This window comes from Streptomyces sp. NPDC046870 (assembly GCF_040704595.1).
GTDB lineage: Bacteria > Actinomycetota > Actinomycetes > Streptomycetales > Streptomycetaceae > Streptomyces > Streptomyces argyrophylli.
Genome location: NZ_JBEYXM010000002.1, coordinates 584,970 through 607,495, shown reverse-complemented (window position 1 = coordinate 607,495; position 22,526 = coordinate 584,970). Strand labels below are relative to the sequence as shown.

The following is a 22,526-nucleotide window of genomic DNA, read 5'->3' as shown; positions in this document are numbered from 1 at the left end:
TCAGCTGTTCTGCGTGCCCAGCACTCCCCGCAGCTCACGGGGCAGCAGGGTGTCGCAGGACTGCTTGGCCTCGTGGGTGAGGGCGTCGTTGACGCAGGTGTAGTAGTCGCGGTAGACGAGCTGGACGGTGAAGGTGGAGGCCACCAGGACCAGCGCCAGACCCGCCGTGACCAGGCCGCTGACGGCCGCCGTCGTCTGCGGCCGGCCGGGCTGGGCGGCAGGGCCGCCGGGGGCCGCCGGGGCGTCCGGGGACGGCCGGCGCGGCTTGGCGCGCAGGGCGCTGATGCCCCAGTACAGGGCGAGCGCGCCCAGCAGCAGGGCTACGTAGGGCCAGCTGAACAGGGCGAAGAAGACCGACCACATGCCGGAGAGCAGGGCGTACCGCGCGCGGCGCTGGGCCGGGTCCGTCGGGTCCCAGCGCATGCCGGGGCCGGCCGGGCCGCCGGGGCCGCCCTGCGGACCGCCGCCCGGACGTTCGCCGAAGCCGCCGGGCGAGCGGCCGGGCTGCCGGTCGCTCCACTGACCGCCCCAGGGAGCGTGGCCACCGGGCCCCTGACCGGGAGCCTGTCCCGGACCCTGACCGCCCTGTCCGGACCCCGGGTCACCCGGGCCATGATCCTGACCCTGGCCGTGTCCGTGCCCCGTGCCGGACGGGTCCCCGTGATGACGAGGCCGCCACGGCTGGTCCGCAGCGCCCTCCGGCGGCGGCGCGAACGGATTGTCGTCCTGCCGGTCCCCACCCGACCCGGAACCACCATGTCCGGAGCCGCCCTGGCCGGAACCGTGCCCCGCGCCTCCCTGCCCGGTGCCCCCTTGGCCGGAACCACCTCGCGGCGACTCCGTGGGCGGCGATGTCGGGCGCTCCCGCAGCAGTGCGGCGCCACGCTCGCCCCCCTGGGCCGGGCGCGGCGGGAACGTGAGGAGTCGCAGGCTGCGATCGGGCATCAAAAGAGCGTCTTCCCCTAGGTGACTACGGCTGTCCGGCATGAGCTTCCACCCCGTGAACGCACCGCACGACGACCCGGTTCCCGAGGCTGCTCCTTCGTGACTCGCTGCGAACGCTACCGTCCGGCCGCACACCCGTCCCGAGGGCCCCTTCCCGAGTGCCGGTATCGTTGCTGGCGGTCGGCCGCTTCGTAGACTTCCCCGTATCGGGGGGCGTGAAGCATTCGTACGACTGTACAAACCAGCCGTACGGATCCGGCCGTACACGGATCGCAACCCCAGAAAGGGCCCCATCGTGGCCGCCACCTCCGCCGGCCCGGCAGTCAAGCGCCTCGTCGTGCTGGTCTCCGGCTCCGGCACCAATCTGCAGGCGCTGCTGGACGAGATCGCCGCCGTCGGCGCCGAGGCGTACGGCGCCCGGGTCGTGGCCGTCGGCGCGGACCGCGCCGGCATCGAGGGGCTGGCCCGCGCCGAACGCGCCGGCATCCCCACCTTCGTGTGCAGGGTCAAGGACCACGGCTCCCGCGAGGAGTGGGACGCCGCCCTCGCCGAGGCGGTGGCCGCCCACCGGCCCGACCTCGTCGTCTCCGCCGGGTTCATGAAGATCGTCGGCAAGGAGTTCCTCGCGCGGTTCGGCGGGCGGTTCGTGAACACCCACCCGGCCCTGCTGCCCAGTTTTCCGGGGGCCCACGGCGTCCGTGACGCGCTCGCGTACGGCGCCCGGGTCACCGGCTGCACCGTCCACTTCGTCGACGACGGCGTCGACACCGGCCCGATCATCGCCCAGGGCGTGGTCGAGATCCGGGACGAGGACGACGAGAGCGCGCTGCACGAGCGCATCAAGGAAGTCGAGCGAAGGCTGCTCGTCGAGGTCGTGGGGCGGCTCGCCCGCAACGGCTATCGCATCGAGGGACGAAAGGTAGTTATCCAGTGACCGCCGAGAGCAACAAGCGGGCCATCCGTCGCGCGCTCGTCAGCGTCTATGACAAGACCGGCCTGGAGGAGCTGGCCCGCGGGCTGCACGAGGCCGGTGTGGAGCTGGTCTCCACCGGGTCGACGGCCGGGCGGATCGCCGCCGCCGGCGTCCCCGTCACCAAGGTCGAGGAGCTGACCGGCTTCCCCGAGTGCCTGGACGGCCGGGTGAAGACCCTGCACCCGAAGGTGCACGCCGGCATCCTCGCCGACCTGCGGCTGGACAGCCACCGCGAGCAGCTGGCCGAGCTGGGCGTGGAGCCGTTCGACCTGGTCGTCGTCAACCTCTACCCGTTCCGCGAGACGGTCGCCTCCGGCGCCTCGGACGACGAGTGCGTCGAACAGATCGACATCGGCGGCCCGTCCATGGTCCGCGCCGCCGCCAAGAACCACCCGTCGGTGGCCGTGGTCACCAGCCCGGAGCGGTACGCCGACGTCCTCGCCGCGGTGAAGGACGGCGGCTTCGACCTGGCCGCCCGCAAGCGGCTGGCCGCCGAGGCGTTCCGGCACACCGCCGAGTACGACATCGCCGTCTCCTCCTGGTTCGCCTCCTCCTACGCGCCCGCGGACGACTCGCGCTTCCCGGACTTCATCGCCTCCAGCCTGGAGCGCGCGCACACCCTGCGCTACGGCGAGAACCCGCACCAGCCCGCCGCCCTCTACACCTCCGGCGAGGGCGGGCTCGCGGCGGCCGAGCAGCTGCACGGCAAGGAGATGTCGTACAACAACTACACGGACACGGACGCCGCCCGCCGTGCCGCGTACGACCACGCCGAGCCCTGTGTCGCGATCATCAAGCACGCCAACCCGTGCGGCATCGCCATCGGCGCGGACGTCGCCGAGGCGCACCGCAAGGCGCACGCCTGCGACCCGCTGTCCGCGTTCGGCGGCGTCATCGCCGTGAACCGGCCGGTCAGCAAGGAGATGGCCGAGCAGGTCGCGGAGATCTTCACCGAGGTCATCGTGGCGCCGGACTACGAGGAGGGCGCGCTGGAGGCCCTCACCAAGAAGAAGAACATCCGCGTGCTGCGCTGCGCCGACGGCCCGGCGCAGCCGGTCGAGGTCAAGCCGATCGACGGCGGCGCCCTCCTCCAGGTCGCCGACCGGCTCCAGGCCGAGGGCGACGACCCGGCCCACTGGACGCTGGCCTCCGGCGAGGCCCTGGACGCGGACGAGCTGGCCCAGCTCGCGTTCGCGTGGAAGGCGTGCCGTGCGGTGAAGTCCAACGCGATCCTGCTGGCGAAGGACGGCGCCTCGGTCGGCGTCGGCATGGGCCAGGTCAACCGCGTCGACTCCTGCAAGCTGGCCGTCGAGCGGGCCGGCGAGGAGCGGGCCCGGGGTGCCTACGCCGCCTCCGACGCCTTCTTCCCCTTCCCGGACGGTCCGCAGATCCTCATCGACGCCGGTGTCCGGGCGATCGTCCAGCCGGGCGGTTCGATCCGTGACGAGCAGGTCGTGGAGGCCGCCAAGAAGGCGGGCGTGACCATGTACTTCACCGGCACGCGCCACTTCTTCCACTGAGCCGCACCCGCTGACCCCGCCGAGTCCCGCCCGTCCCCGACGGGCGGGACTCGGCCGTATCCGGACGCCACCCGCCCGGCACGACCCCGGCCGCCCGCCACAACGGTCGGCACGGCCGTCGACGTCCGGCTGCCGCCGAACTTCACCGACGAGGGCCTGCGCGCCGTCCTCGCCGCGCGCCGGCGGAACCCGGACCTGCCGGTGCTGCTGCTCTCCCCGTACGTCGAGCCGCTCTACGCCCGCACATCGGCAACATCTTCACCAAGCTCGGTCTGCTCCCGACCGACGGCGACAACCGCCGCGTGCTGGCCGTCCTCGCCTACCTGGACCAGTGAGCGGCCGTACCGGTGCGCCCGGCGGGCCGGGAACGACACCGGGCCGCACCCCGTCCGGGCGGACGGAACGCGGCCCTGGTGTGTCGGACGCGGCGCGGCTCAGTACTGCGGACGGTTGAACCAGGAGCCGCCGGCCTTGTTGGCGCAGAACACGATGATGAGGATGCTCAGCACCAGGCTGATCAGCGCGAGGAAGTTGCCGCCCAGCAGGTTCACCAGGCTGATCAGGGTGACCACCGAGCCGTAGACGATCGCCGAGACGCGGACGCCACCGCGTCCGCCCGCGAACTTGACGGCGGTGAAGATCGCCCAGAAGGCGAAGGCCAGCACGATGACGCCGAAGACGATCAACACGCCCACGCCGATGCTGGCGGCCTTGTCGGCGTCCGTCGACGAGATGCTGCTGTCCGACGAGATGGCGTCACGGATCCGGTCGGCGAACATGGCGCTGCCCACGAGCAGCAGCAGACCGCCGAGCGCCTGGCAGACGCCCAGGATCCAGAGGAAGACGCGCGCGGCCTTCACCCCGCCCGGCATCTGCGCGGGCCCGGCCGGGTAGCCGTAGCCGGGCTGCTGGAACCCGGGGGCCGCCGGGTAGCCGTAACCGGGCTGCTGCTGCGGGTAGCCGTAGCCGCCCTGCTGGCCCTGCTGGCCCTGCGGCGGACCGTAGGGGTTGTTGGGATCGCCAAAGCTCATGGCGGTCTTCCTCCGTCTGCTCAAGTGCGGGGACGACGCGCGGCACGGTTCGGAGGAAGTTCTACAGATGCGGTCCGTCCCCCCGGTACTGCCCGCGGCACTGTCCGGTCATCGTTCTTTAACAGGCTCTTACTTGTCCAGCCGGAGGCGTCAGGTGTTGTGCAAGTGCAACATCACTGATCATGCCGTGACACCCGGATTGGAACCGGGGCCGGGTCATCCGCGAGGATGGGACCATGACCGCCCAGATTCTCGATGGCAAGGCCACCGCAGCCGAGATCAAGTCCGATCTGACCGCCCGCGTGGCGGCGCTGAAGGAGAAGGGCGTCACGCCCGGCCTCGGCACGATCCTGGTCGGGGACGACCCCGGCAGCCAGAAGTACGTCGCCGGCAAGCACCGCGACTGCGCCCAGGTGGGCATCGCCTCCATCCAGCGCGAACTGCCCGCCACCGCCACCCAGGAGGAGATCGAGGCGGTCGTCCGCGAGCTGAACGAGGACCCGGCCTGCACCGGCTACATCGTCCAGCTGCCGCTGCCCAAGGGCATCGACGAGAACCGCGTCCTGGAGCTGATGGACCCGGCCAAGGACGCCGACGGCCTGCACCCGATGAACCTCGGCCGCCTCGTCCTGAACGAGCCGGCCCCGCTGCCCTGCACCCCCAACGGCATCCTCACCCTGCTCCGCCGTCACGGCGTGGAGATCAAGGGTGCCGAGGTCGTGGTCGTCGGCCGCGGTGTCACCATCGGCCGCCCGATGCCGCTGCTGCTCACCCGGCGCAGCGAGAACGCCACCGTCACCCAGTGCCACACCGGCACCCGCGACCTCTCCGCGCACCTGAAGCGGGCCGACATCATCATCGCCGCGGCCGGCTCCCCGCACCTGATCCGCGCCGAGGACGTCAAGCCGGGCGCGGCCGTCCTGGACGTCGGCGTCTCCCGCAACGCCGAGGGCAGGATCGTCGGCGACGTCCACCCGGACGTGACCGAGGTGGCCGGCTGGATCTCCCCGAACCCCGGCGGCGTCGGCCCGATGACCCGGGCCCTGCTGCTGGTCAACGTGGTCGAGGCGGCGGAGCGCAGTGCCGGCTGAGGACACCCGCGGGCCCGCCGAGCCGACCGTGCGCGACGCGATCAGCGCCCCCGACGCCGAGGGGCGCCCGCGCCGCGTCACCCGCCGCTTCCCGCTGTTCACCAGGGACACCGCCCGCCCCGAGGGCGGCGGCCGGGCCGCGCCCGGCGACGCCCCGGCGCCCGCCCGGCAGTGGCCCCTGCTCGTCGTGCTGTCGGCGGTGGCGCTCGGCCTGCTGCTGACCGCGCTCGACGTGTTCCGCTACGGCACCCTGCTGATCGGCGCCGGCCTGCTGGCCGGGGCCGTCATGCGCTGGATGCTGCCCGGCGTCGGCATGCTCGCCGTCCGCTCCCGCTTCACGGACATCGCCACCTACGGCGTCCTCGGCCTGGCCATCGTGCTGCTCGCGATGATGGCCCAGCCCCACCCATGGCTGCAGATCCCGTTCCTCAAGGACATCCTGCACTTCACACTCGACAAGTAGCGCGCACGGTACGGCGGTGGCCCGCGTCTCCCCCGGGGACGCGGGCCACCGCCGTCTTCCCCGGGCCCGACGCTACGGCCGTCCGCCGCACACCGCCTCCGCCTCCGGGCCGAACCGCCGCACCGCCCGTGGGGGTACGACGGCCGGGAGCTGCAACTTCCGCGGTACCGCGCGTGGTTGACTCCCGGGTCCGGCCGTGCGGGTTACCCTGCGGCGATGCGCCCGAGGACCCCCCGCCCGCTCGTCGTGGACACGTTGATCGCGGTGGCCATGGCCGTGGTGGCCGTCCTGGTCGGGCAGGAGTCCCGGTCGCAGGGATGGCTGGAACTCGACGCCCGCGCCTACGCCCTCGTCGCCCTCGCCCACCTCCCGGTCGCCCTGCGCGGCCGTCACCCCCTCGCCGTCTTCGCGGTCGTCGAGACCGCCGCGACCTGCTACATCAGCCTCGGCTACTGGCCGGTGGTGTGCACCTTCGGCGCCATGCTCGCCCTGTACACCGTGGCCTCCGTCCGCCCGCCGTGCACCGCCCTGGCCTGCGCCGCCTGCGCCTCCGCGGTCTGGGTCTACGCCGGCCTGGTCAGCCACAGCCCCTCCATGCCGTCCGTGGTCGGCCAGGCCCTGCTCTACAGCTCGGTGCTCGTCTGGTTCGGCTATCTGGCCCGCCGCAGCGCCGAACTCACCCTGCGGCTGCGCGCCGAACACGCCGAGCGGGCCCGCCGCGCGGTCGCCGAGGAACGCGGCCGGATCGCCCGCGAACTGCACGACGTCGTCGCCCACCACATGTCGGTCATCTCCGTGCAGGCGGGCCTCGCCCGGTTCGTCTTCGACTCCGACCCCGCCAAGGCACGCGGCGCGCTCGGCACCATAGCCGACACCAGCCGCGAGGCCCTGGACGAGCTGCGCCGCATGCTCCAGGTGCTGCGCGAGGAGGACCCCGAGGCCCCGCAGCGGGCCCCCATGCCCACCCTGGCCCGGCTCGGCGAACTCGTGGACCGGGTCCGGTCCGGCGGCCTGCCCGTGGACCTCCGGGTCGAGGGCACCGCCCGCCCGCTGCCGCCCGGTGTCGAACTGTGCGCCTACCGCGTCGTCCAGGAAGCCCTCACCAACGCCCTCAAACACGCCGGTCCCGCACACGCGCGCGTGGAACTCGGGTACGGGGCCCACGAGCTGACCGTCCGCGTCACCGACGACGGCGAGGGGGCAGATCCGGACAGAATGCCCACAGGTGGCGGTCACGGCTTGATTGGGATGCGGGAGCGGGCCACGCTCTACGGCGGGACGATCAGTGTCGGCCCACGCACCGAGGGCGGCTACGAGGTCCGGCTGACCCTGCCGACCTCGGCCGCCGAACGCGACCGCGGGGGTGCGCGGGAGGCGGAGCGTTAGGGACGGGACACGGCCGGGGGGACGACCGTACGGAATGACCAGAGTGCTCGTCGTGGACGACCAGTTCCTCATCCGGGCCGGACTCGTCGGCCTGCTCGACGCCGCGCCCGGCTTCGAGGTCGTGGGCGAGGCGGGGGACGGCGAGCAGGCCGTACGGCTCGCCGCCGAGACCCGTCCCGACGTCGTCCTCATGGACATCCGGATGCCCGGCGTCAACGGGATCGAGGCCACCGAACGCATCCTCGCCGAGGCCACCGACCGGCCGCCCCGGGTGCTGGTGCTGACCACCTTCGACCTCGACGAGTACGTGTACGGCGCACTGCGCGCCGGTGCCTCCGGTTTCCTGCTGAAGGACTCCGGTCCCGAGCGGCTGCTGGCGGCGGTCACGGCGGTCGACGGCGGCGACGCCCTGTTCGCCCCCAGCGTCACCCGGCGCCTGGTGGAGGCCTTCGCCCGCCAGCAGGCGCCCGCCGACACCGCGCCGCCGCCCGACCTGGGCGTGCTCACCTCCCGCGAGGTGGAGGTCCTCAGACTCACCGCCCGTGGCCTGTCCAACCTGGAGATCGCCGACCGCCTCTTCATCAGCGAGGCCACTGTCAAGACCCACCTCAACCGCACCATGACCAAGCTCGATCTCGGCAGCCGGGCGCAGGCGGTGGTGCTGGCGTACGAGACGGGACTGGTCACCCCTGGCGGCTGACCGCCGCCCTGGCATCCTTTTGGTCAGCGCGTACCGCGCGACCTGCAAGGAAGACGGGGGAAGAGGGGAAGAGGGGGTAGGCGATGCCTCGGTGGAAAGCCCTGCCGGACGATCTGGACCCGCAGATGAGGGAGTTCACCGTCCGGTTGCGGCAACTGGCCGACCGCGGTGGCCTGAACACGGCGGCCCTGGCCGACCGCACGGGCTACGGCAGGACGTCCTGGGAGCGCTATCTGGGCGGCCGGCTCCTCGCCCCGAAGGGCGCGGTCATCGCCCTCGCCGAGGCCACGGGCACCGACCCCGGCCCCCTGACCACCCTGTGGGAACGGGCCGAACGCTCCTGGACCCGAGCGGAGTCGAACGACGACCACACGCTCCAGGCCATCGACATCACCGACTCCCGGGCGGCCCTGGGCGACCTGGCCCATCCGGCGAAGAACACGGCACCCGTACCCGGAGCGAAGCCGACGGTTCCGAGGGGCGGCACCGGGGGGCGTGACGGAGCGGCCGGGAGCCGGGCCGCGGGGGCCGCTGGTGGTGCCGCTTCGAGCACGTCCACAGGCGCGTCCGGGGGACCGGACGGCCGGAAGGGCGCCGGTGCGGGTGAGGGCGGTGGCCTCGCGGCCGCACGGGCGATCGCCGGTCCCGCCGGTGTCCCGCCGAAGATCCCGGCCCAGCCGACCGCCTCGCAGGCCGACGGCATCCGCGACGGCGCGGCGGACGGTACGGGGACCGGCGGAGCCGGGGGCGGCGGCGACGGCTCGGCCACGGCGGGGGAGAGCGGCCGGGGCACAACGCCGGACGCCGGCGCGAAAACCGGTGACGGTACCGGCACCGCGTCCGGCGCCGATTCCCGTGCCGCGTCCCCCGCCGACGCCGGCGCCGCGTCCCGTACCGCGTCCGGCGCTGACGACCCGCCCGTCAGGAACTCCTGGGGGGTGGCCGGTTACCGGGGTCCGTCGAAGGCGAGTGTCCGCCCGGGCGCCCGGCCCGGCCCGGCACAGACCCCGCCCTCCTCGCCCCCGACCCCGGACACGCCCGCCCGGACCCCGGGCCTCCCGGCCGGAGCGCCGGGCGCGTCGGCCCTGTTCCCGGACGCCGCCGGCGGAGGCCCGCACACCTCCCTCTGGCCGCCGGGCCTCACCGTCGGAACCCCGGCCGTGTCTCCCGGCACCCCGGGCCGCGCCACCGGAACCCCGACCACCGCCCTCCGTACCCCGGCCGCCATCACCGGCACCCCGGGCATCCCCGGCGGAGCCGCCGGAGGCCGGCGGTGGTCCGCGCACCGGCAGCAGGTGGTGATGTTCTTCGCGGGACTCCTCGGGGTCGGTGTGCTCATCGCCGGGTTCCTCTTCGTCACCCGGTGGGACGGGGACGGGAACGCGGACGCGGGTGCCCGTACGTCACCCTCCCCGTCCGCCCCCGCACGGCCGAGCCCGCCCCCCGGCGTGAAGTGCGTCGGCGCCTCCTGCACCGGCAAGGACGCGGAGGCCATGGGGTGCAGCGGTGACCTGGTGAGCACCGCGAAGACCGCCACCGTCGGCACCACCACCCTGGAGGTCCGCTACAGCAAGGTGTGCGGCACGGCCTGGGGCCGGATCACCAGCGGCGCACCGGGCGACACCGTACGGGTGACCGTGGGCAAGGTCCGCCAGACGGGCGACATCACCGCCGCGGGGGACACCATCGGCTACACCCCGATGGTCGCCGTGCACGACCCGGCACAGGCCACGGCCTGCACCACGCTCGCCTCGGGCGAGACCGGCTGCACCGGCTAGCCGCTGCGGCCGGGGACGGCGGGCGGAGGAAACGGAAGGGGAATTTCCGGAGGCGGCGCATATCCGGCCGGATCCTGGGCACGCGACCGGTGTTCCCCCCACGGGAGTCCGGCACGCCGGCACCCCCACCGGCGGCCGTCTCCGTCCTCCCCTCTCCCGGACGGACGGCCGCCGCTTCGTACCCCCGCGCACCGCGCCCGGCAGGTGATACATCCCCCTGATCCCCTTGTGGGGTGAGCCACACAGCCCCGGACATCTCACCTGCCGGATGCGCGATAGCCTGACCGCTGGATCTCTCTTGACGCCAAGAGATCGATCATCCGCCCGGGGCAGGGACGCCCCACCGCCAGCTGTCATACGGAGAACGCCATGACCCGCACTCCCGTGAACGTCACCGTCACCGGCGCGGCCGGCCAGATCGGTTACGCCCTGCTCTTCCGCATCGCCTCGGGCCAGCTGCTCGGCGCGGACGTGCCGGTCCGCCTGCGCCTCCTGGAGATCACCCCGGCCCTGAAGGCCGCCGAGGGCACGGCGATGGAGCTGGACGACTGCGCCTTCCCGCTGCTGCAGGGCATCGACATCACCGACGACCCGAACGTCGCGTTCGACGGCGCCAACGTGGCCCTGCTGGTGGGTGCCCGCCCGCGTACCAAGGGCATGGAGCGCGGTGACCTGCTGGAGGCCAACGGCGGCATCTTCAAGCCGCAGGGCAAGGCCATCAACGACCACGCGGCGGACGACATCAGGGTCCTGGTCGTCGGCAACCCGGCCAACACCAACGCGCTCATCGCGCAGGCCGCAGCCCCGGACGTCCCGGCCGAGCGCTTCACCGCGATGACCCGCCTGGACCACAACCGCGCCCTGACCCAGCTGGCGAAGAAGACGGGCAGCAGCGTCTCCGACATCAAGCGGCTCACCATCTGGGGCAACCACTCCGCCACCCAGTACCCGGACATCTTCCACGCCACGGTCGCTGGCAAGAACGCCGCCGAGGTCGTGGGCGACGAGAAGTGGCTGGCCGAGGAGTTCATCCCGACCGTCGCCAAGCGCGGTGCGGCGATCATCGAGGCCCGTGGCGCGTCCTCCGCCGCCTCCGCCGCCAACGCCGCGATCGACCACGTCCACACCTGGGTCAACGGCACCGCCGAGGGCGACTGGACCTCCATGGGCATCCCGTCGGACGGCTCCTACGGCGTCCCGGAGGGCCTGATCTCCTCCTTCCCGGTCACCTGCAAGGACGGCAAGTACGAGATCGTCCAGGGCCTGGACGTCAACGAGTTCTCCCGCGCCCGCATCGACGCCTCCGTCAAGGAGCTCGAGGAGGAGCGCGAGGCGGTCCGCGGCCTCGGCCTCATCTGATCCGACGTGGTGTGACCCGGCGCCGGTGCGCTATAGTTGATCACGCACCGGCCGCCGGAAAACCCGGCACCGGGTGATGCGTTGGTGGTCCAAGGAAAGACGCCCCGCTTCCTGCGGGGAAATGCAGGTGCAAGGCCTGCCCGGCGCTCCATGTACGAGGTCCCCTTCCGCGGTGGCGGAGGGGGACCTCGTTCGTTGTGCGCCTCCTCGTTCTCCCGCGCGACCGCGCACGGGAACTGACGCCCCGTCGGTCAGGTGTGCTCCAGTTCGTGCTGGAGTTCGGAGATGTCCACGGACTGCGCCGGGGCCGGGGTGGCCGACGGGACCGGCTCGTCGTAGCCCGTGAAGGTCAGGTCCTCGTCGGTGCCGGCGCCCTGGTGCGTGGCCCGGACCAGGCGGTGCGGGCCGGCCGAGGTGACGTAGAGGGTGATCTTGCTCCCGTCGTGCTCGGCGCCGGTCAGCGGGATGACCTTCGCGCCGCCGATCCTCGTCTCCCTGCCCTTGGTCAGCGCGGTGTGCGGGGAGGAGCCGGCGGCGGCCTCCTTCTGGAAGGCGGTCAGGTCGCAGGTGCCGGACATGCCCCGGAGCACGTCCTCGTGCGTGGAGCCGTGCAGATAGCGGTTCCTCAGGCGCGCGACCACGGCGTCGCCCCGGTGGTCCGGCAGCTGCGCCTTCCAGAACGCGGTGTCCGGCTTCATCCACACCTGGTCGCCCCGCTTGACCAGGACGACGCTGCCGCCGTCGTCGCCCATGACCAGCTTGCCCACGCAGTTGCCGCCGCGGTCGAGCGTCAGCTCCAGCGAGGCCGGGGCGCTCCGGTCGTCGCGGGCACGGTGATCCGTGAACCTGACGTGCACGGAGTGCGCCCTGAGCAGATTGCCGCGGGCCTCCTCCGCCAGGGCGCGGGCACCGGGGCCGTCGCCGGCGGGGGAGTCCTGGGCGCCGGAACCGGAACGTGCCGTGGCCGGCGGAGCGGGTGCCGTGGCGGCCGTGGCGGACGCTGCGGGAGCCGTACCCGGCAGCGCGAGCGGGGTCAGCAGGGCCGCGGTGATGCTTGCCCCCGCACAGAGTCGCGATCGATGAGCCATCGCGCCACCTTCCGACGCCCCTCCTCACCCTACGTTTGTCGCTTTTCAGCCGCATTTTCAGTGACGCAGCACACTTTCGGCCACCGATTGCGCATGCGACGCACGGGCCCCGGGCAGGCGGCGACGGTCCCCAGCCGAGACGGCCCCGTCACGCAGGGGCACGGATCAAAAACGGAAGGCAGCACCGATCATGGCGGACAGAACGGAACGAGACGCCCGCGCGACGATCCACGCGGGCGGCGAGTGGCTGGCGGCGATCTCCGGCGCGACCCGGGAGATCCTCGACCCCGCGGACGCCCGGCCGTTCGCCGTGGTCGCCGAGGGCGACGAGAAGGACACCGAACGCGCGGTGGCCGCCGCCCGGCACGCCTTCGACCGGGGGCCCTGGCCGCGCACCCCGGTCGCCGAGCGCGCCGCCCTGCTGCGCCGCGTCGCCGACCTGCTGGTGCGCGACCGCGAGGAACTCGGCCTGCTGGAGAGCCGGGACGCGGGCAAGACCGTCGAGGAGGGCCGCGTCGACATCGACTGTGTCGCCGACGCCTTCCGCTACTTCGCCGACCTGGTCGCCGCCGAGGCCCCGGGCCGGGTCGTCGACGCGGGCTCGCCCGACATCCACAGCGTGGTCGTCCACGAACCGGTCGGCGTCTGTGCGCTGATCACCCCCTGGAACTACCCGCTCCTCCAGGCCAGCTGGAAGGTCGCCCCGGCGCTCGCCGCCGGCAACACCTTCGTGATCAAGCCCAGCGAGATCACCCCGATGACCACCATCGCGCTGATCGAGCTGCTGGCCGAGGCCGGCCTGCCCGCGGGCGTCGCCAATCTCGTCACCGGCCCCGGCCACACGGTCGGCGCCCGGCTCGCCGAGCACCCCGACGTCGACCTGGTCTCCTTCACCGGCGGCCTGGTCAGCGGCACCAAGGTCGCCCAGGCCGCCGCGCTGACCGTCAAGAAGGTCGCCCTGGAACTCGGCGGCAAGAACCCCAACGTGGTCTTCGCCGACGCCTGCGCCACCGAGGAGGGCTTCGACACCGCCGTCGACCAGGCCCTCAACGCGGCCTTCATCCACAGCGGCCAGGTCTGCTCGGCCGGCGCCCGCCTCATCGTGGAGGAGCCGGTCGGCGAGCGCTTCGTCGCCGAACTCGCCCGCCGCGCCGCGAGGATCCGCCTGGGCCGCGGCACCGAGGAGGGCGTCGAGTGCGGCCCGCTCGTCTCCGAGCAGCAGCGCGCCAAGGTCGAGGCGTACGTCGCCTCCGCGCTCGAGGAGGGCGCCGTACTGCGCTGCGGCGGCAAGCGGCCGGAGCCGTCGCCGCAGCGCCCCGAGGGCGGCTACTTCTACGAGCCGACCGTCCTCGACGCCTGCCACCGCGAGATGCGGGTCGTCCGGGAGGAGGTCTTCGGTCCGGTCCTCACCGTCGAGACCTTCCGCACCGAGGAAGAGGCCGTCCGTCTCGCCAACGACACCGAGTACGGCCTCGCGGGCGCCGTCTGGACCTCCGACGCCGGCCGGGCCCGCAGGGTCGCCGCCCGGCTGCGCCACGGCACCGTCTGGATCAACGACTTCCACCCCTACCTGCCGCAGGCGGAGTGGGGCGGCTTCGGCAGGAGCGGCACCGGCCGCGAGCTGGGGCCCGCCGGCCTCGCCGAGTACCGCGAGACCAAGCACGTCTACCAGAACCTCGGGCCCAAGCCGGTGCGCTGGTTCGCCGGCTGAGCCCCGTCCCGCGAGCAGTACGTCCCCACCTGGAGCAGCACCCCCATGTCCCACACCACCCACGTCTACGACTACGTCGTCATCGGCGGCGGCACGGCGGGCTCCGTCATCGCCTCCCGTCTCACCGAGAACCCCGACGTCACCGTCGCCGTCATCGAGGGCGGCCCGAGCGACGTCGGCCGCGACGACGTCCTCACCCTGCGCCGCTGGATGGGCCTGCTCGGCGGCGAACTCGACTACGACTACCCGACGGTGGAACAGCCCCGCGGCAACTCCCACATCCGGCACAGCCGCGCCCGCGTCCTCGGCGGCTGCTCCTCGCACAACACCCTCATCTCGTTCAAGCCCCTGCCCTCCGACTGGGACGAGTGGGAGGAGGCCGGCGCCAAGGGCTGGGGCGCCGTCCCCATGGAGGCCTACTTCGCCCGCCTCAAGAACAACATCGTCTCCGTCGACGAGAAGGACCGGAACGCCATCGCCCGCGACTTCGTCGACGCGGCCCGGTCGGCGCTCGGGGTACCCCGCGTCGAGGGCTTCAACCGCGCGCCGTTCACCGAGGGCGTCGGCTTCTTCGACCTCGCCTACCACCCCGAGACCAACAAGCGCTCCTCGGCGTCGGTGGCGTACCTGCACCCGGTGATGGACGAACGCCCCAACCTCCGCATCTTCCTGGAGACCTGGGCGTACCGGCTGGAGCTGGACGGCACCCGCGCCGAGGGCGTCCACGTGCGCACCAAGGACGGCGAGGAACTGCTGGTCCGCGCCCGCGAGGAGGTCGTCCTGTGCGCGGGCGCCGTCGACTCCCCGCGCCTGCTGCTCCACTCGGGCATCGGCCCCGCCGAGGACCTCGAAGCGCTCGGCATCCCCGTCGTCCACGACCTGCCGGGCGTCGGCGAGAACCTGCTCGACCACCCCGAGTCGGTCATCGTCTGGGAGACCCACGGCCCGATCCCGGAGAACTCCGCGATGGACTCCGACGCGGGCCTGTTCGTCCGCCGCGACCCCGCGCACGCGGGTCCGGACCTGATGTTCCACTTCTACCAGATCCCGTTCACCGACAACCCGGAGCGCCTCGGCTACGAACGCCCGCGGTACGGCGTCTCGATGACCCCGAACATCCCCAAGCCGAAGAGCCGCGGCCGCCTCTACCTGACCAGCGCCGACCCCGCCGTCAAGCCGGCGCTCGACTTCCGCTACTTCACCGACGAGGACGACTACGACGCGCGGACCCTCGTCGACGGCATCCGCATCGCCCGTGAGATCGCCAGGACCGAGCCGCTGGCCGGCTGGCTCAAGCGCGAGGTCTGCCCCGGCCCCGGGATCCTCGGCGACGCCGAGCTGAGCGAGTACGCCCGCAAGGTCGCGCACACCGTCTACCACCCGGCCGGCACCTGCAGGATGGGCGCCGCCGACGACGAACTCGCCGTCGTCGACCCCGAGCTGAGGATCCGGGGCCTCGAAGGCATTCGCATCGCCGACGCGTCCGTCTTCCCGACCATGACCGCCGTGAACCCGATGATCGGGGTGCTCATGGTCGGGGAGAAGGCCGTCGACCTGATCGGAGGTGACCGATGAGTCTCACCGTCCCCACCCGCAAGCCGCCCACCACGACCGAGTCCGTCTTCTCGGTGTCCGGACTGTGGAAGGTGTTCGGCCCCAGGCCCGAGCGCGTCCCCGAGGACCCGGAACTCGCCACACTGACCCCCGCCGAACTCCGCTCCCGCACCGGCTGCACGGCCGCCGTCCGGAACGTCTCCTTCGACGTCCGCAAGGGCGAGGTCTTCGTCGTGATGGGCCTGTCCGGCTCCGGCAAGTCCACCCTCGTCCGCTGTCTGACCCGCCTGATCGAGCCGACGGCGGGCACGATCGCCATCGACGGCGAGGACGTCCGCGCGATGGACAAGGCCCGTCTGCGCGAGCTGCGCCGGCACCGGGCCGCGATGGTCTTCCAGCACTTCGGCCTCCTCCCGCACCGCACGGTCCTCGACAACGTCGCCTACGGCCTGGAGATCCAGGGCGTAGGCAAGTCCGAACGCCGCGAGCGCGCCGCCGAGTTCGTCGCCAAGGTCGGCCTCGAAGGCATGGAGAAGCGCCGCCCCGGCCAGCTCTCCGGCGGCCAACGCCAGCGGGTGGGCCTCGCCCGGGCGCTGGCGGTGGACCCCGAGGTGCTGCTCTTCGACGAACCGTTCAGCGCCCTGGACCCCCTCATCCGGCGCGACATGCAGGACGAGGTGACCCGCCTGCACCGCGAGGAGGGCCGCACGATGGTCTTCATCACCCACGACCTCACCGAGGCCCTCAAACTCGGCGACCGCATCGCCCTGATGCGCGACGGCCAGGTGGTCCAGCTGGGCACCCCCGAGGAGATCGTCGGCGACCCGGCCGACGACTACGTCCGCGAGTTCGTCCGGGACGTGCCGCGCGAACAGGTGATGACGGCCCGCCGGGCCATGCGGCCGCTCTCCTCGGACGACACGGAGACCGGCCCGGCGATCCGCCCGGAGGCCACCGTCGCGGAGGCCATCGAGGCGGTGGCCCGGGCCGGCGAACCGGCCCGCGTGATGGACAAGGGCCGCTGCCTCGGCGTCGTGGACCCCGAGCAGCTGCTCGGCGTGGTGGCGGGCGTGGACGCCGTGGCGGCAGGTGACGCGGCCGCCGGCGGTCGTGCCGCCAGGACGGCGTCCGTCCCGCAGAAGGCGGCACCCCGCCGGCGCGGGCGAGCGCCCCAGCCCCCGGCCAGCACCGCCCCGGAGGCCGTCTGATGGCAACGCTCACCGTCCCGACCTCCGGCACGGGCAAACCCCGCGTCCTCAGAAGCCGGGCCGCGGGCAAGCTCTTCCTGCTCGCCCTCCTCACCGCGGTCCTCCTGCCGCTCCTCGACCGCTGGGGCAACGGCACCTGGCCGCACGCCCTGACCGTCCACCTCGACAAACCCCTCACCACCGCCAGCGACTGGGTCATCGACAACCGGGACAGCCACCCCCTGTTCCTGTACTTCTTCGGCTACGTCAGCAACGCCGTCATCTGGGCCGTACGAGCCGTCTACCTCACCCTCCTCGCCGCCGGCTGGGCAGGTGTGACGGTCTTCGGCGCGCTGATCGCCTGGCGCGTCGCCGGTGCCCGCCTGGCCGCCGGCACGGCCGTCGCCTTCCTCGCCTGCGGCGCCCTCGGCATGTGGGTCCCGACCATGCAGACCCTCGCGCTGATGGTCGTGGCGGTCCTCGCCTCCGTCGTCGTCGGCGCGCTCCTCGGTCTCGCCGCCGGCCTCTCCGACCGCCTGGACCGCGCCCTGCGCCCGGTCCTGGACACCATGCAGGTGCTCCCGGCCTTCGCCTACCTCCTCCCCGTCGTCCTGGTCTTCGGCATCGGCGTCCCCGCGGCCGTCCTCGCCACCGTCGTCTACGCCGCCCCGCCGATGGCCCGCCTCACCGCGCTCGGCCTGCGCGGTGCCGACCCCGAAGTCCTGGAGGCCGTGGAGTCGCTCGGCGCGACCCGTCGCCAGCGGCTGCTGACCGCCCGCATCCCGCTGGCCCGCAAGGAACTCCTCCTCGGCCTCAACCAGACGATCATGATGGCGCTGTCCATGGCCGTGATCGCCGCCGTCATCGGCGCCGGCGGCCTCGGCGACCGCGTCTACCAGGCCCTCGCCTCGGTCGACGTCGGCGCCGCCCTCGCGGCCGGCATCCCGATCGTGCTGCTCGCGGTGGTCCTGGACCGCGTGACCGCCGCCGCCGGGGACGGCACGACCCGCCCCCGCACGATCGGCTGGCCGTACGCCCTCGCCGTCACCGTGGCCGTCGCCCTCGCCACCCGGCTCCTCGGCGCGCAGGACTGGCCCGGCGGCTGGACCCTGGGCATCGCCGAGCCGGTCAACCGGGCCGTCGACTGGATGACCGCCCACCTGTACTCCGGTGTCCCGGTCGTCGGCGGCACCGCCGACTGGGCGGGCCACTTCACCACCTGGGTCCTGGACCCCGTACGCGACGGCCTGCAATGGCTGCCCTGGTGGTCGGTGCTGCTCGTCGTCGCCGCCCTGGCCTGGCTGATCGGCACCTGGCGCACCGCGCTGACCGCCGTCCTCGCCATGGCCGCGATCGGTGTCCTCGGCGTGTGGGAGCCGTCGCTCGACACCCTCTCCCAGGTGCTGGCCGCCGTCGCCGTCACCCTCGTCCTGGGCTTCGCGACCGGCATCGCCGCCGCCCGCAGCGACCGCGTCGAACGCGCCCTGCGCCCGGTCCTGGACGTCTTCCAGACCATGCCGCAGTTCGTGTACCTGATCCCGGTGGTCGCCCTGTTCGGCGTGGGCCGCGCCCCCGCCGTCGCCGCGGCCGTCGTCTACGCCCTGCCGGCCGTCGTGCGGATCACCGCGCAGGGCCTGCGCCAGGTCGACCAGGCCGCGCTGGAGTCGGCGCGCTCGCTGGGCGCGACCGGCCGCCAGCAGCTGTGGCAGGTCCAGCTCCCGCTGGCCCGGCGCGCGCTGCTGCTCGCCGTCAACCAGGGCGTGGTGCTGGTCCTCGCCGTCGTCATCATCGGCGGCCTGGTCGGCGGCGGCGCCCTCGGCTACGACGTCGCCTTCGGCCTCGCCCAGGGCGACCTGGCGACCGGTCTGGTCGCCGGCGCCGCCATCGTCTGCCTGGGCCTGATGCTGGACCGGGTGACCCAGCCGACCGAGCGGCGCGCGAAGAAGGGAGCCTGACATGCGACGTCGTACGACCGCCCTGGTGGGTTCGCTCGTGCTGCTGGCCGCGACCGGCTGCGGTGCCGCCGACATGACCAAACAGGCCTCGCCCTTCGCGAACGCCCGGGGCGCGAAGTCGGTCACCCTGTCCGTGCAGTCCTGGGTGGGCGCGCAGTCCAACGTGGCCGTCGCCGAGTACCTCCTCCGGCACGAGCTCGGCTACCGCGTGGACACCGTCCAGGTCGACGAGGTGCCCGCCTGGGACGCGCTCAGCCAGGGCCGGGTCGACGCCCTCCTGGAGGACTGGGGCCACCCGGACCAGGAGAAACGGTACGTCCAGGACAAGAAGACGATCGCGCGCGGCGGCGACCTCGGGGTGACCGGGCACATCGGCTGGTTCGTGCCGACGTACCTCGCCAAGCAGCACCCCGACATCACCGACTGGCGGAACCTGAACAAGTACGCCTCGCTCTTCCGCACCGCGGAGAGCGGCGGCAAGGGCCAGCTGATGGACGGCTCCCCGTCCTACGTCACCAACGACAAGGCGCTGGTGAAGAACCTGAAGCTGGACTACCAGGTGGTCTTCGCCGGTTCCGAGGCGGCCCAGATCACCCAGATGAAGCAGTTCGCCAAGGAGAAGAAGCCCTTCCTGACCTACTGGTACTCGCCCCAGTGGCTGTTCGAGAAGGTGCCGATGACGGAGGTGAAGCTGCCGCCGTACAAGGAGGGCTGCGACGCGGACGCGGCCAAGGTGGCCTGCTCCTACCCGCACACCCCGCTCCAGAAGTACCTCAACGCCGACTTCGCGCGGTCCGGCGGGAAGGCCGCGGCCTTCCTGAAGAAGTTCCGGTGGACCACCAAGGACCAGAACGAGGTCTCCCTGATGATCGCCGAACAGAAGCTGGACCCGCAGGAGGCGGCGAGGAAGTGGGTGGACGGCCACCCCGCCGTGTGGAAGAAGTGGCTGTCCTGACCGGCGTCAGGCCGGCAGGCCGGCGGCGGTCTCCCGCAGCGCGTCGCCGGCCCGCCGCTGGAGCGCCGGGCCGAAGGTGATCCGGGTGGCCCCGAGTCCGCCGAGCACGGCGGGCGCGGGGCCGTCCCCGTCCAGCCCGGCCAGCACGTTCAGCGGGCCCTCGATCCCGGCCCGCAGCAGGGGCAGTGCGTCCACGGGGGCGAGGATCGGGTACACGCAGTCCGCGCCCGCCGCGACGTACGCCGCGGCCCGCTCGACGGCCCGTTCCACATCGCCGTCGCCGCGGACGAAGGTGTCCACGCGGGCGTTCACGAACAGCCGGCCGGCGGCCGCTTCCCGGACCTCGGCGAGGAACCCGGCGTGCTCGTGCGGGTCCTTGAGGACGCCCTGCTCGCAGTCCTCCAGGTTGCAGCCGACGGCCCCCGCCTCCAGCAGCCGCTCCACCAGCTCCCGCGCGCCGAGCCCGTACCCCGCCTCGACGTCCGCCGACACCGGCACGTCCACGGCCCGCGTGATCCGCGCGATGGCCGCGAACATCTCGTCGGCCGGGGTGGCCCCGTCCGCGTACCCGAGGGACGCGGCGATCGCGGCACTCGGGGTGGCCAGCGCCGGGAACCCGGCCGCCTCCAGCACCCGCGCGCTCGCCGCGTCCCACGGCCCGGGCAGCACCAGCGGGTCCCCGGGGGCGCGCCCCCGGTGGAGCGCGCGGAACCGCTCGGCCTTGTCCCGCGCCGGGCCAGGGCTCACCCGTGCTGGCCGGGCTGGTAGTGGCCCGGGGTCATCCGGAAGGTCACGCCGAACCGGTTCCAGGCGTTGATCACCGTGATCGCGGCGACCAACTGGGCCAGTTCGGCCCCTTCGAAGTGCTCGGCGGCCCGCTCGTACACCTCCTCCGGCACGAAGCCGTCCGTCAGCACGGTGACGGCCTCGGTCAGCTCGATCGCGGCCAGCTCCTTCTCGGTGTAGAAGTGCCGGGACTCCTGCCAGGCGCTGAGCTGTACGACCCGCTCGACGCTCTCACCGGCGGCGAGGGCGTCCTTGGTGTGCATGTCCAGGCAGAAGGCGCAGTGGTTCAGCTGCGAGGCGCGGATCTTCACCAGCTCGTACAGCTTGGGGTCCAGGCCCCGCTTCGCGACGCTGTCCAGGCGGACCATGGCCTTGTAGACGTCGGGGGCGTGCTCGGTCCAGGGCAGGCGCGGGGCTTCTTCGGCGGCGTAGGTGACGGTTTCCTGTGCAGTGGTCATGCCTCGACCCTAGGAGTGAGGCAGCCCAGGAGTATGGTCCATTTCCATGGCGGAATCGTGGGCCACTCTGGGCGTCGACCTGCACCTCGAACCGACCGGCTCGGGGGGCCTGCGCCGGGGTCTGACCGACGCCCTGCGCGACGCGGTCCGCTCCGGCCGGCTCGCCCCGGGCACCCGGCTGCCGTCCTCCCGCTCCCTCGCCGCCGACCTCGGCATCGCCCGCAACACCGTCGCCGAGGCCTACGCCGACCTGGTCGCGGAGGGCTGGCTCACGGCCCGCCAGGGCTCCGGCACCCGAGTGGCGCCCGGCACCCGCACCCCCTCCGCTCCCGCACGTCCCGCCGGCGCCACCCCGGCGACCTCACACCGCGCCCCCACCCGTCCGCTCCACGACCTCGCCCCCGGCATCCCCGACCTCGCCTCCTTCCCGCGCACCGAGTGGCTGAAGGCCACCCGCCGGGCCCTGGCCACGGCCCCCTTCCACGCCCTCGGCTACGGCGACCCGCGCGGCCGCCCCGAACTGCGCACCGCCCTCGCCGGCTACCTCGCCCGGGCCCGCGGGGTGCGCACCGACCCCGACGCGATCCTGGTCACCGCGGGCTTCTCGCACGCCCTGACCCTCCTCGGCACGGTCCTGCGGGCCCGCGGGGTGCGCACGGTGGCCGTGGAGTCGTACGGCCTGGACGTCCACTGGGCGCTGCTGCGCGGCGCGGGCATGGCCACGCCCGCGCTGCCGTACGACGCGCTGGGCACCGATCCCGTCGTGCCGCAGACCGCCGGCGCGGTGCTGCTGACCCCGGCGCACCAGTTCCCGATGGGCACGGCCCTGCATCCCGACCGGCGGGCCGCCGTGGTCGCCTGGGCCCGGCGCACCGGCGGACTGGTCCTGGAGGACGACTACGACGGCGAGTTCCGCTACGACCGCCAGCCCGTCGGCGCCCTCCAGGGGCTCGCCCCCGACCAGGTCGTCTACCTCGGCACGGCCAGCAAGTCCCTCGCGCCCGGACTGCGGCTGGGCTGGATGGTGCTCCCGCCGGCCCTCGCCGCGGAGGTGGCCCGGGCCAAGGGCCAGGCCGACTCCGTCGGAGTCCTGGAACAGCTCACCCTCGCGGAGTTCCTCACCTCCGGCGCGTACGACCGCCACGTCCGCTCCTCCCGCCTGCGCTACCGGCGCCGCCGCGACGCCCTCGCCACCGCCGTCACCGAGCGGGCACCGGAGGTGGAGGTCACCGGGATCGCGGCCGGCCTGCACGCGGTCCTGCGGCTCCCGCCCGGCACGGAGGAGTCGGTGGTCCAGGCGGCGGCATGGCAGGGCCTGGCCCTGCACGGCCTGACCTACCACCGCCACCCCGAGGCCGTCACCGAGCACCTGGACGCCCTGGTCGTGGGCTACGGCACCCCGCCGGACAGCGCCTGGGCCGGAGCGCTGGAGGCACTGTGCCGGGTACTGCCTTGAGAAGGGCCGGGCGAGACAGGGGCGCGGGGAACCGCGCGCTCAGCCACATGTGCGCCACGCCCGCCGGACGGACCGTACCCCCGCCCCCTGAGGCGCACGGCACCTGTTCCGCCGGTGCCTGACCGGACGG

Annotated in this window: 19 protein-coding genes and 1 pseudogene; 15 read left to right on the top strand and 5 right to left on the bottom strand. The window is 73.3% G+C overall.

Annotation, left to right across the window (positions count from 1 at the left end):
- The gene (locus tag AB0946_RS07225) at positions 1-945 is read right to left on the bottom strand and encodes a hypothetical protein (RefSeq protein ID WP_366759598.1); all 945 of its coding nucleotides are present in this window, start codon (positions 943-945) and stop codon (positions 1-3) included.
- Between the two features lie 295 nt (positions 946-1,240).
- Between AB0946_RS07225 and purN the strand changes: the two genes are divergently transcribed.
- The 3 genes and pseudogenes from purN to AB0946_RS07210 all read left to right on the top strand — a co-directional run.
- A complete protein-coding gene (gene purN, locus AB0946_RS07220) occupies positions 1,241-1,879 on the top strand; it encodes a phosphoribosylglycinamide formyltransferase (RefSeq protein ID WP_366759597.1) in 639 nt (212 codons plus the stop codon).
- Complete coding sequence (purH, locus tag AB0946_RS07215) at positions 1,876-3,438, top strand: bifunctional phosphoribosylaminoimidazolecarboxamide formyltransferase/IMP cyclohydrolase (RefSeq protein ID WP_366759595.1); 1,563 nt, start codon at positions 1,876-1,878, stop codon at positions 3,436-3,438. Before purN ends, purH begins: the two co-directional genes overlap by 4 nt.
- A gap of 117 nt (positions 3,439-3,555) precedes the next feature.
- A pseudogene (locus AB0946_RS07210) lies at positions 3,556-3,773 on the top strand (hypothetical protein); the annotation flags it as partial.
- A gap of 99 nt (positions 3,774-3,872) precedes the next feature.
- Here AB0946_RS07210 and AB0946_RS07205 read toward each other — a convergent pair.
- On the bottom strand, positions 3,873-4,469 hold the full coding sequence (locus tag AB0946_RS07205; protein WP_366759594.1) for a hypothetical protein: 597 nt from the start codon (positions 4,467-4,469) through the stop codon (positions 3,873-3,875).
- A 236-nt stretch (positions 4,470-4,705) separates the two neighbouring features.
- Between AB0946_RS07205 and AB0946_RS07200 the strand changes: the two genes are divergently transcribed.
- From AB0946_RS07200 to AB0946_RS07175, 6 genes are all read left to right on the top strand, one after another.
- Complete coding sequence (locus AB0946_RS07200) at positions 4,706-5,560, top strand: bifunctional methylenetetrahydrofolate dehydrogenase/methenyltetrahydrofolate cyclohydrolase (protein ID WP_171153499.1); 855 nt, start codon at positions 4,706-4,708, stop codon at positions 5,558-5,560.
- Positions 5,550-6,023 carry a DUF3017 domain-containing protein gene (locus AB0946_RS07195; RefSeq protein ID WP_366759592.1) on the top strand — a complete coding sequence of 158 codons (474 nt, stop codon included), beginning with the start codon at positions 5,550-5,552 and terminating at the stop codon, positions 6,021-6,023. Before AB0946_RS07200 ends, AB0946_RS07195 begins: the two co-directional genes overlap by 11 nt.
- 216 nt (positions 6,024-6,239) lie before the next feature.
- Complete coding sequence (locus AB0946_RS07190) at positions 6,240-7,409, top strand: sensor histidine kinase (RefSeq protein WP_366759591.1); 1,170 nt, start codon at positions 6,240-6,242, stop codon at positions 7,407-7,409.
- Positions 7,410-7,443: 34 nt separating this feature from the next.
- Positions 7,444-8,109, top strand: coding sequence for a response regulator transcription factor (locus AB0946_RS07185; RefSeq protein ID WP_366759589.1), 666 nt, complete (start codon positions 7,444-7,446; stop codon positions 8,107-8,109).
- Positions 8,110-8,192: 83 nt separating this feature from the next.
- The gene (locus AB0946_RS07180; RefSeq protein WP_366759588.1) at positions 8,193-9,887 is read left to right on the top strand and encodes a DUF2690 domain-containing protein; all 1,695 of its coding nucleotides are present in this window, start codon (positions 8,193-8,195) and stop codon (positions 9,885-9,887) included.
- Positions 9,888-10,256: 369 nt separating this feature from the next.
- Positions 10,257-11,246, top strand: a complete 990-nt coding sequence (locus AB0946_RS07175; RefSeq protein WP_366759587.1) for a malate dehydrogenase — start codon at positions 10,257-10,259, stop codon at positions 11,244-11,246.
- Positions 11,247-11,497: 251 nt separating this feature from the next.
- Here the strand turns inward: AB0946_RS07175 and AB0946_RS07170 are convergent, their stop codons facing one another.
- Entirely contained in the window at positions 11,498-12,334 is an 837-nt protein-coding gene (locus tag AB0946_RS07170; protein ID WP_366759586.1) for a hypothetical protein, read from the bottom strand.
- A 190-nt stretch (positions 12,335-12,524) separates the two neighbouring features.
- Here AB0946_RS07170 and AB0946_RS07165 point away from each other — a divergent pair, with 190 nt between their 5' ends.
- From AB0946_RS07165 to AB0946_RS07145, 5 genes are read left to right on the top strand one after another with little or no spacing between them, the layout of a single operon-like run.
- Entirely contained in the window at positions 12,525-14,045 is a 1,521-nt protein-coding gene (locus AB0946_RS07165) for an aldehyde dehydrogenase family protein (protein WP_366759585.1), read from the top strand.
- A 45-nt stretch (positions 14,046-14,090) separates the two neighbouring features.
- Positions 14,091-15,620 (top strand): GMC oxidoreductase, encoded by a 1,530-nt coding sequence (locus AB0946_RS07160; RefSeq protein ID WP_366759584.1) that lies wholly within the window; start codon positions 14,091-14,093, stop codon positions 15,618-15,620.
- Positions 15,617-16,807 carry a glycine betaine/L-proline ABC transporter ATP-binding protein gene (locus AB0946_RS07155; protein WP_366759582.1) on the top strand — a complete coding sequence of 397 codons (1,191 nt, stop codon included), beginning with the start codon at positions 15,617-15,619 and terminating at the stop codon, positions 16,805-16,807. The genes AB0946_RS07160 and AB0946_RS07155 overlap by 4 nt, the downstream gene beginning before the upstream one ends.
- Positions 16,807-18,741 (top strand): ABC transporter permease subunit, encoded by a 1,935-nt coding sequence (locus tag AB0946_RS07150; RefSeq protein ID WP_366759581.1) that lies wholly within the window; start codon positions 16,807-16,809, stop codon positions 18,739-18,741. The genes AB0946_RS07155 and AB0946_RS07150 overlap by 1 nt, the downstream gene beginning before the upstream one ends.
- A 1-nt stretch (position 18,742) precedes the next feature.
- Complete coding sequence (locus tag AB0946_RS07145) at positions 18,743-19,696, top strand: ABC transporter substrate-binding protein (protein ID WP_366759580.1); 954 nt, start codon at positions 18,743-18,745, stop codon at positions 19,694-19,696.
- A gap of 6 nt (positions 19,697-19,702) precedes the next feature.
- Here AB0946_RS07145 and AB0946_RS07140 read toward each other — a convergent pair whose 3' ends face one another.
- Together AB0946_RS07140 and AB0946_RS07135 are read right to left on the bottom strand one after the other, a co-directional pair.
- Entirely contained in the window at positions 19,703-20,443 is a 741-nt protein-coding gene (locus tag AB0946_RS07140; protein WP_366759579.1) for an isocitrate lyase/phosphoenolpyruvate mutase family protein, read from the bottom strand.
- Positions 20,440-20,940: a carboxymuconolactone decarboxylase family protein gene (locus AB0946_RS07135; protein ID WP_171153475.1), complete on the bottom strand. Its 501-nt coding sequence runs from the start codon at positions 20,938-20,940 to the stop codon at positions 20,440-20,442. Before AB0946_RS07135 ends, AB0946_RS07140 begins: the two co-directional genes overlap by 4 nt.
- Positions 20,941-20,986: 46 nt before the next feature.
- Between AB0946_RS07135 and AB0946_RS07130 the strand changes: the two genes are divergently transcribed.
- Positions 20,987-22,396 (top strand): PLP-dependent aminotransferase family protein, encoded by a 1,410-nt coding sequence (locus AB0946_RS07130; protein WP_366759578.1) that lies wholly within the window; start codon positions 20,987-20,989, stop codon positions 22,394-22,396.
- Positions 22,397-22,526: the final 130 nt, after the last annotated feature.

Excerpts from the sequence above, each read along its gene's own strand:
- AB0946_RS07225 (WP_366759598.1), bottom strand. The coding sequence starts at position 945 with ATGCCCGATCGCAGCCTGCGACTCCTCACGTTCCCGCCGCGCCCGGCC.
- AB0946_RS07205 (WP_366759594.1), bottom strand. The coding sequence starts at position 4,469 with ATGAGCTTTGGCGATCCCAACAACCCCTACGGTCCGCCGCAGGGCCAG.
- AB0946_RS07200 (WP_171153499.1), top strand. The coding sequence starts at position 4,706 with ATGACCGCCCAGATTCTCGATGGCAAGGCCACCGCAGCCGAGATCAAG.
- AB0946_RS07190 (WP_366759591.1), top strand. The coding sequence starts at position 6,240 with ATGCGCCCGAGGACCCCCCGCCCGCTCGTCGTGGACACGTTGATCGCG.
- AB0946_RS07185 (WP_366759589.1), top strand. The coding sequence starts at position 7,444 with ATGACCAGAGTGCTCGTCGTGGACGACCAGTTCCTCATCCGGGCCGGA.
- AB0946_RS07180 (WP_366759588.1), top strand. The coding sequence starts at position 8,193 with ATGCCTCGGTGGAAAGCCCTGCCGGACGATCTGGACCCGCAGATGAGG.
- AB0946_RS07175 (WP_366759587.1), top strand. The coding sequence starts at position 10,257 with ATGACCCGCACTCCCGTGAACGTCACCGTCACCGGCGCGGCCGGCCAG.
- AB0946_RS07170 (WP_366759586.1), bottom strand. The coding sequence starts at position 12,334 with ATGGCTCATCGATCGCGACTCTGTGCGGGGGCAAGCATCACCGCGGCC.
- AB0946_RS07165 (WP_366759585.1), top strand. The coding sequence starts at position 12,525 with ATGGCGGACAGAACGGAACGAGACGCCCGCGCGACGATCCACGCGGGC.
- AB0946_RS07160 (WP_366759584.1), top strand. The coding sequence starts at position 14,091 with ATGTCCCACACCACCCACGTCTACGACTACGTCGTCATCGGCGGCGGC.
- AB0946_RS07155 (WP_366759582.1), top strand. The coding sequence starts at position 15,617 with ATGAGTCTCACCGTCCCCACCCGCAAGCCGCCCACCACGACCGAGTCC.
- AB0946_RS07150 (WP_366759581.1), top strand. The coding sequence starts at position 16,807 with ATGGCAACGCTCACCGTCCCGACCTCCGGCACGGGCAAACCCCGCGTC.
- AB0946_RS07145 (WP_366759580.1), top strand. The coding sequence starts at position 18,743 with ATGCGACGTCGTACGACCGCCCTGGTGGGTTCGCTCGTGCTGCTGGCC.
- AB0946_RS07135 (WP_171153475.1), bottom strand. The coding sequence starts at position 20,940 with ATGACCACTGCACAGGAAACCGTCACCTACGCCGCCGAAGAAGCCCCG.
- AB0946_RS07130 (WP_366759578.1), top strand. The coding sequence starts at position 20,987 with ATGGCGGAATCGTGGGCCACTCTGGGCGTCGACCTGCACCTCGAACCG.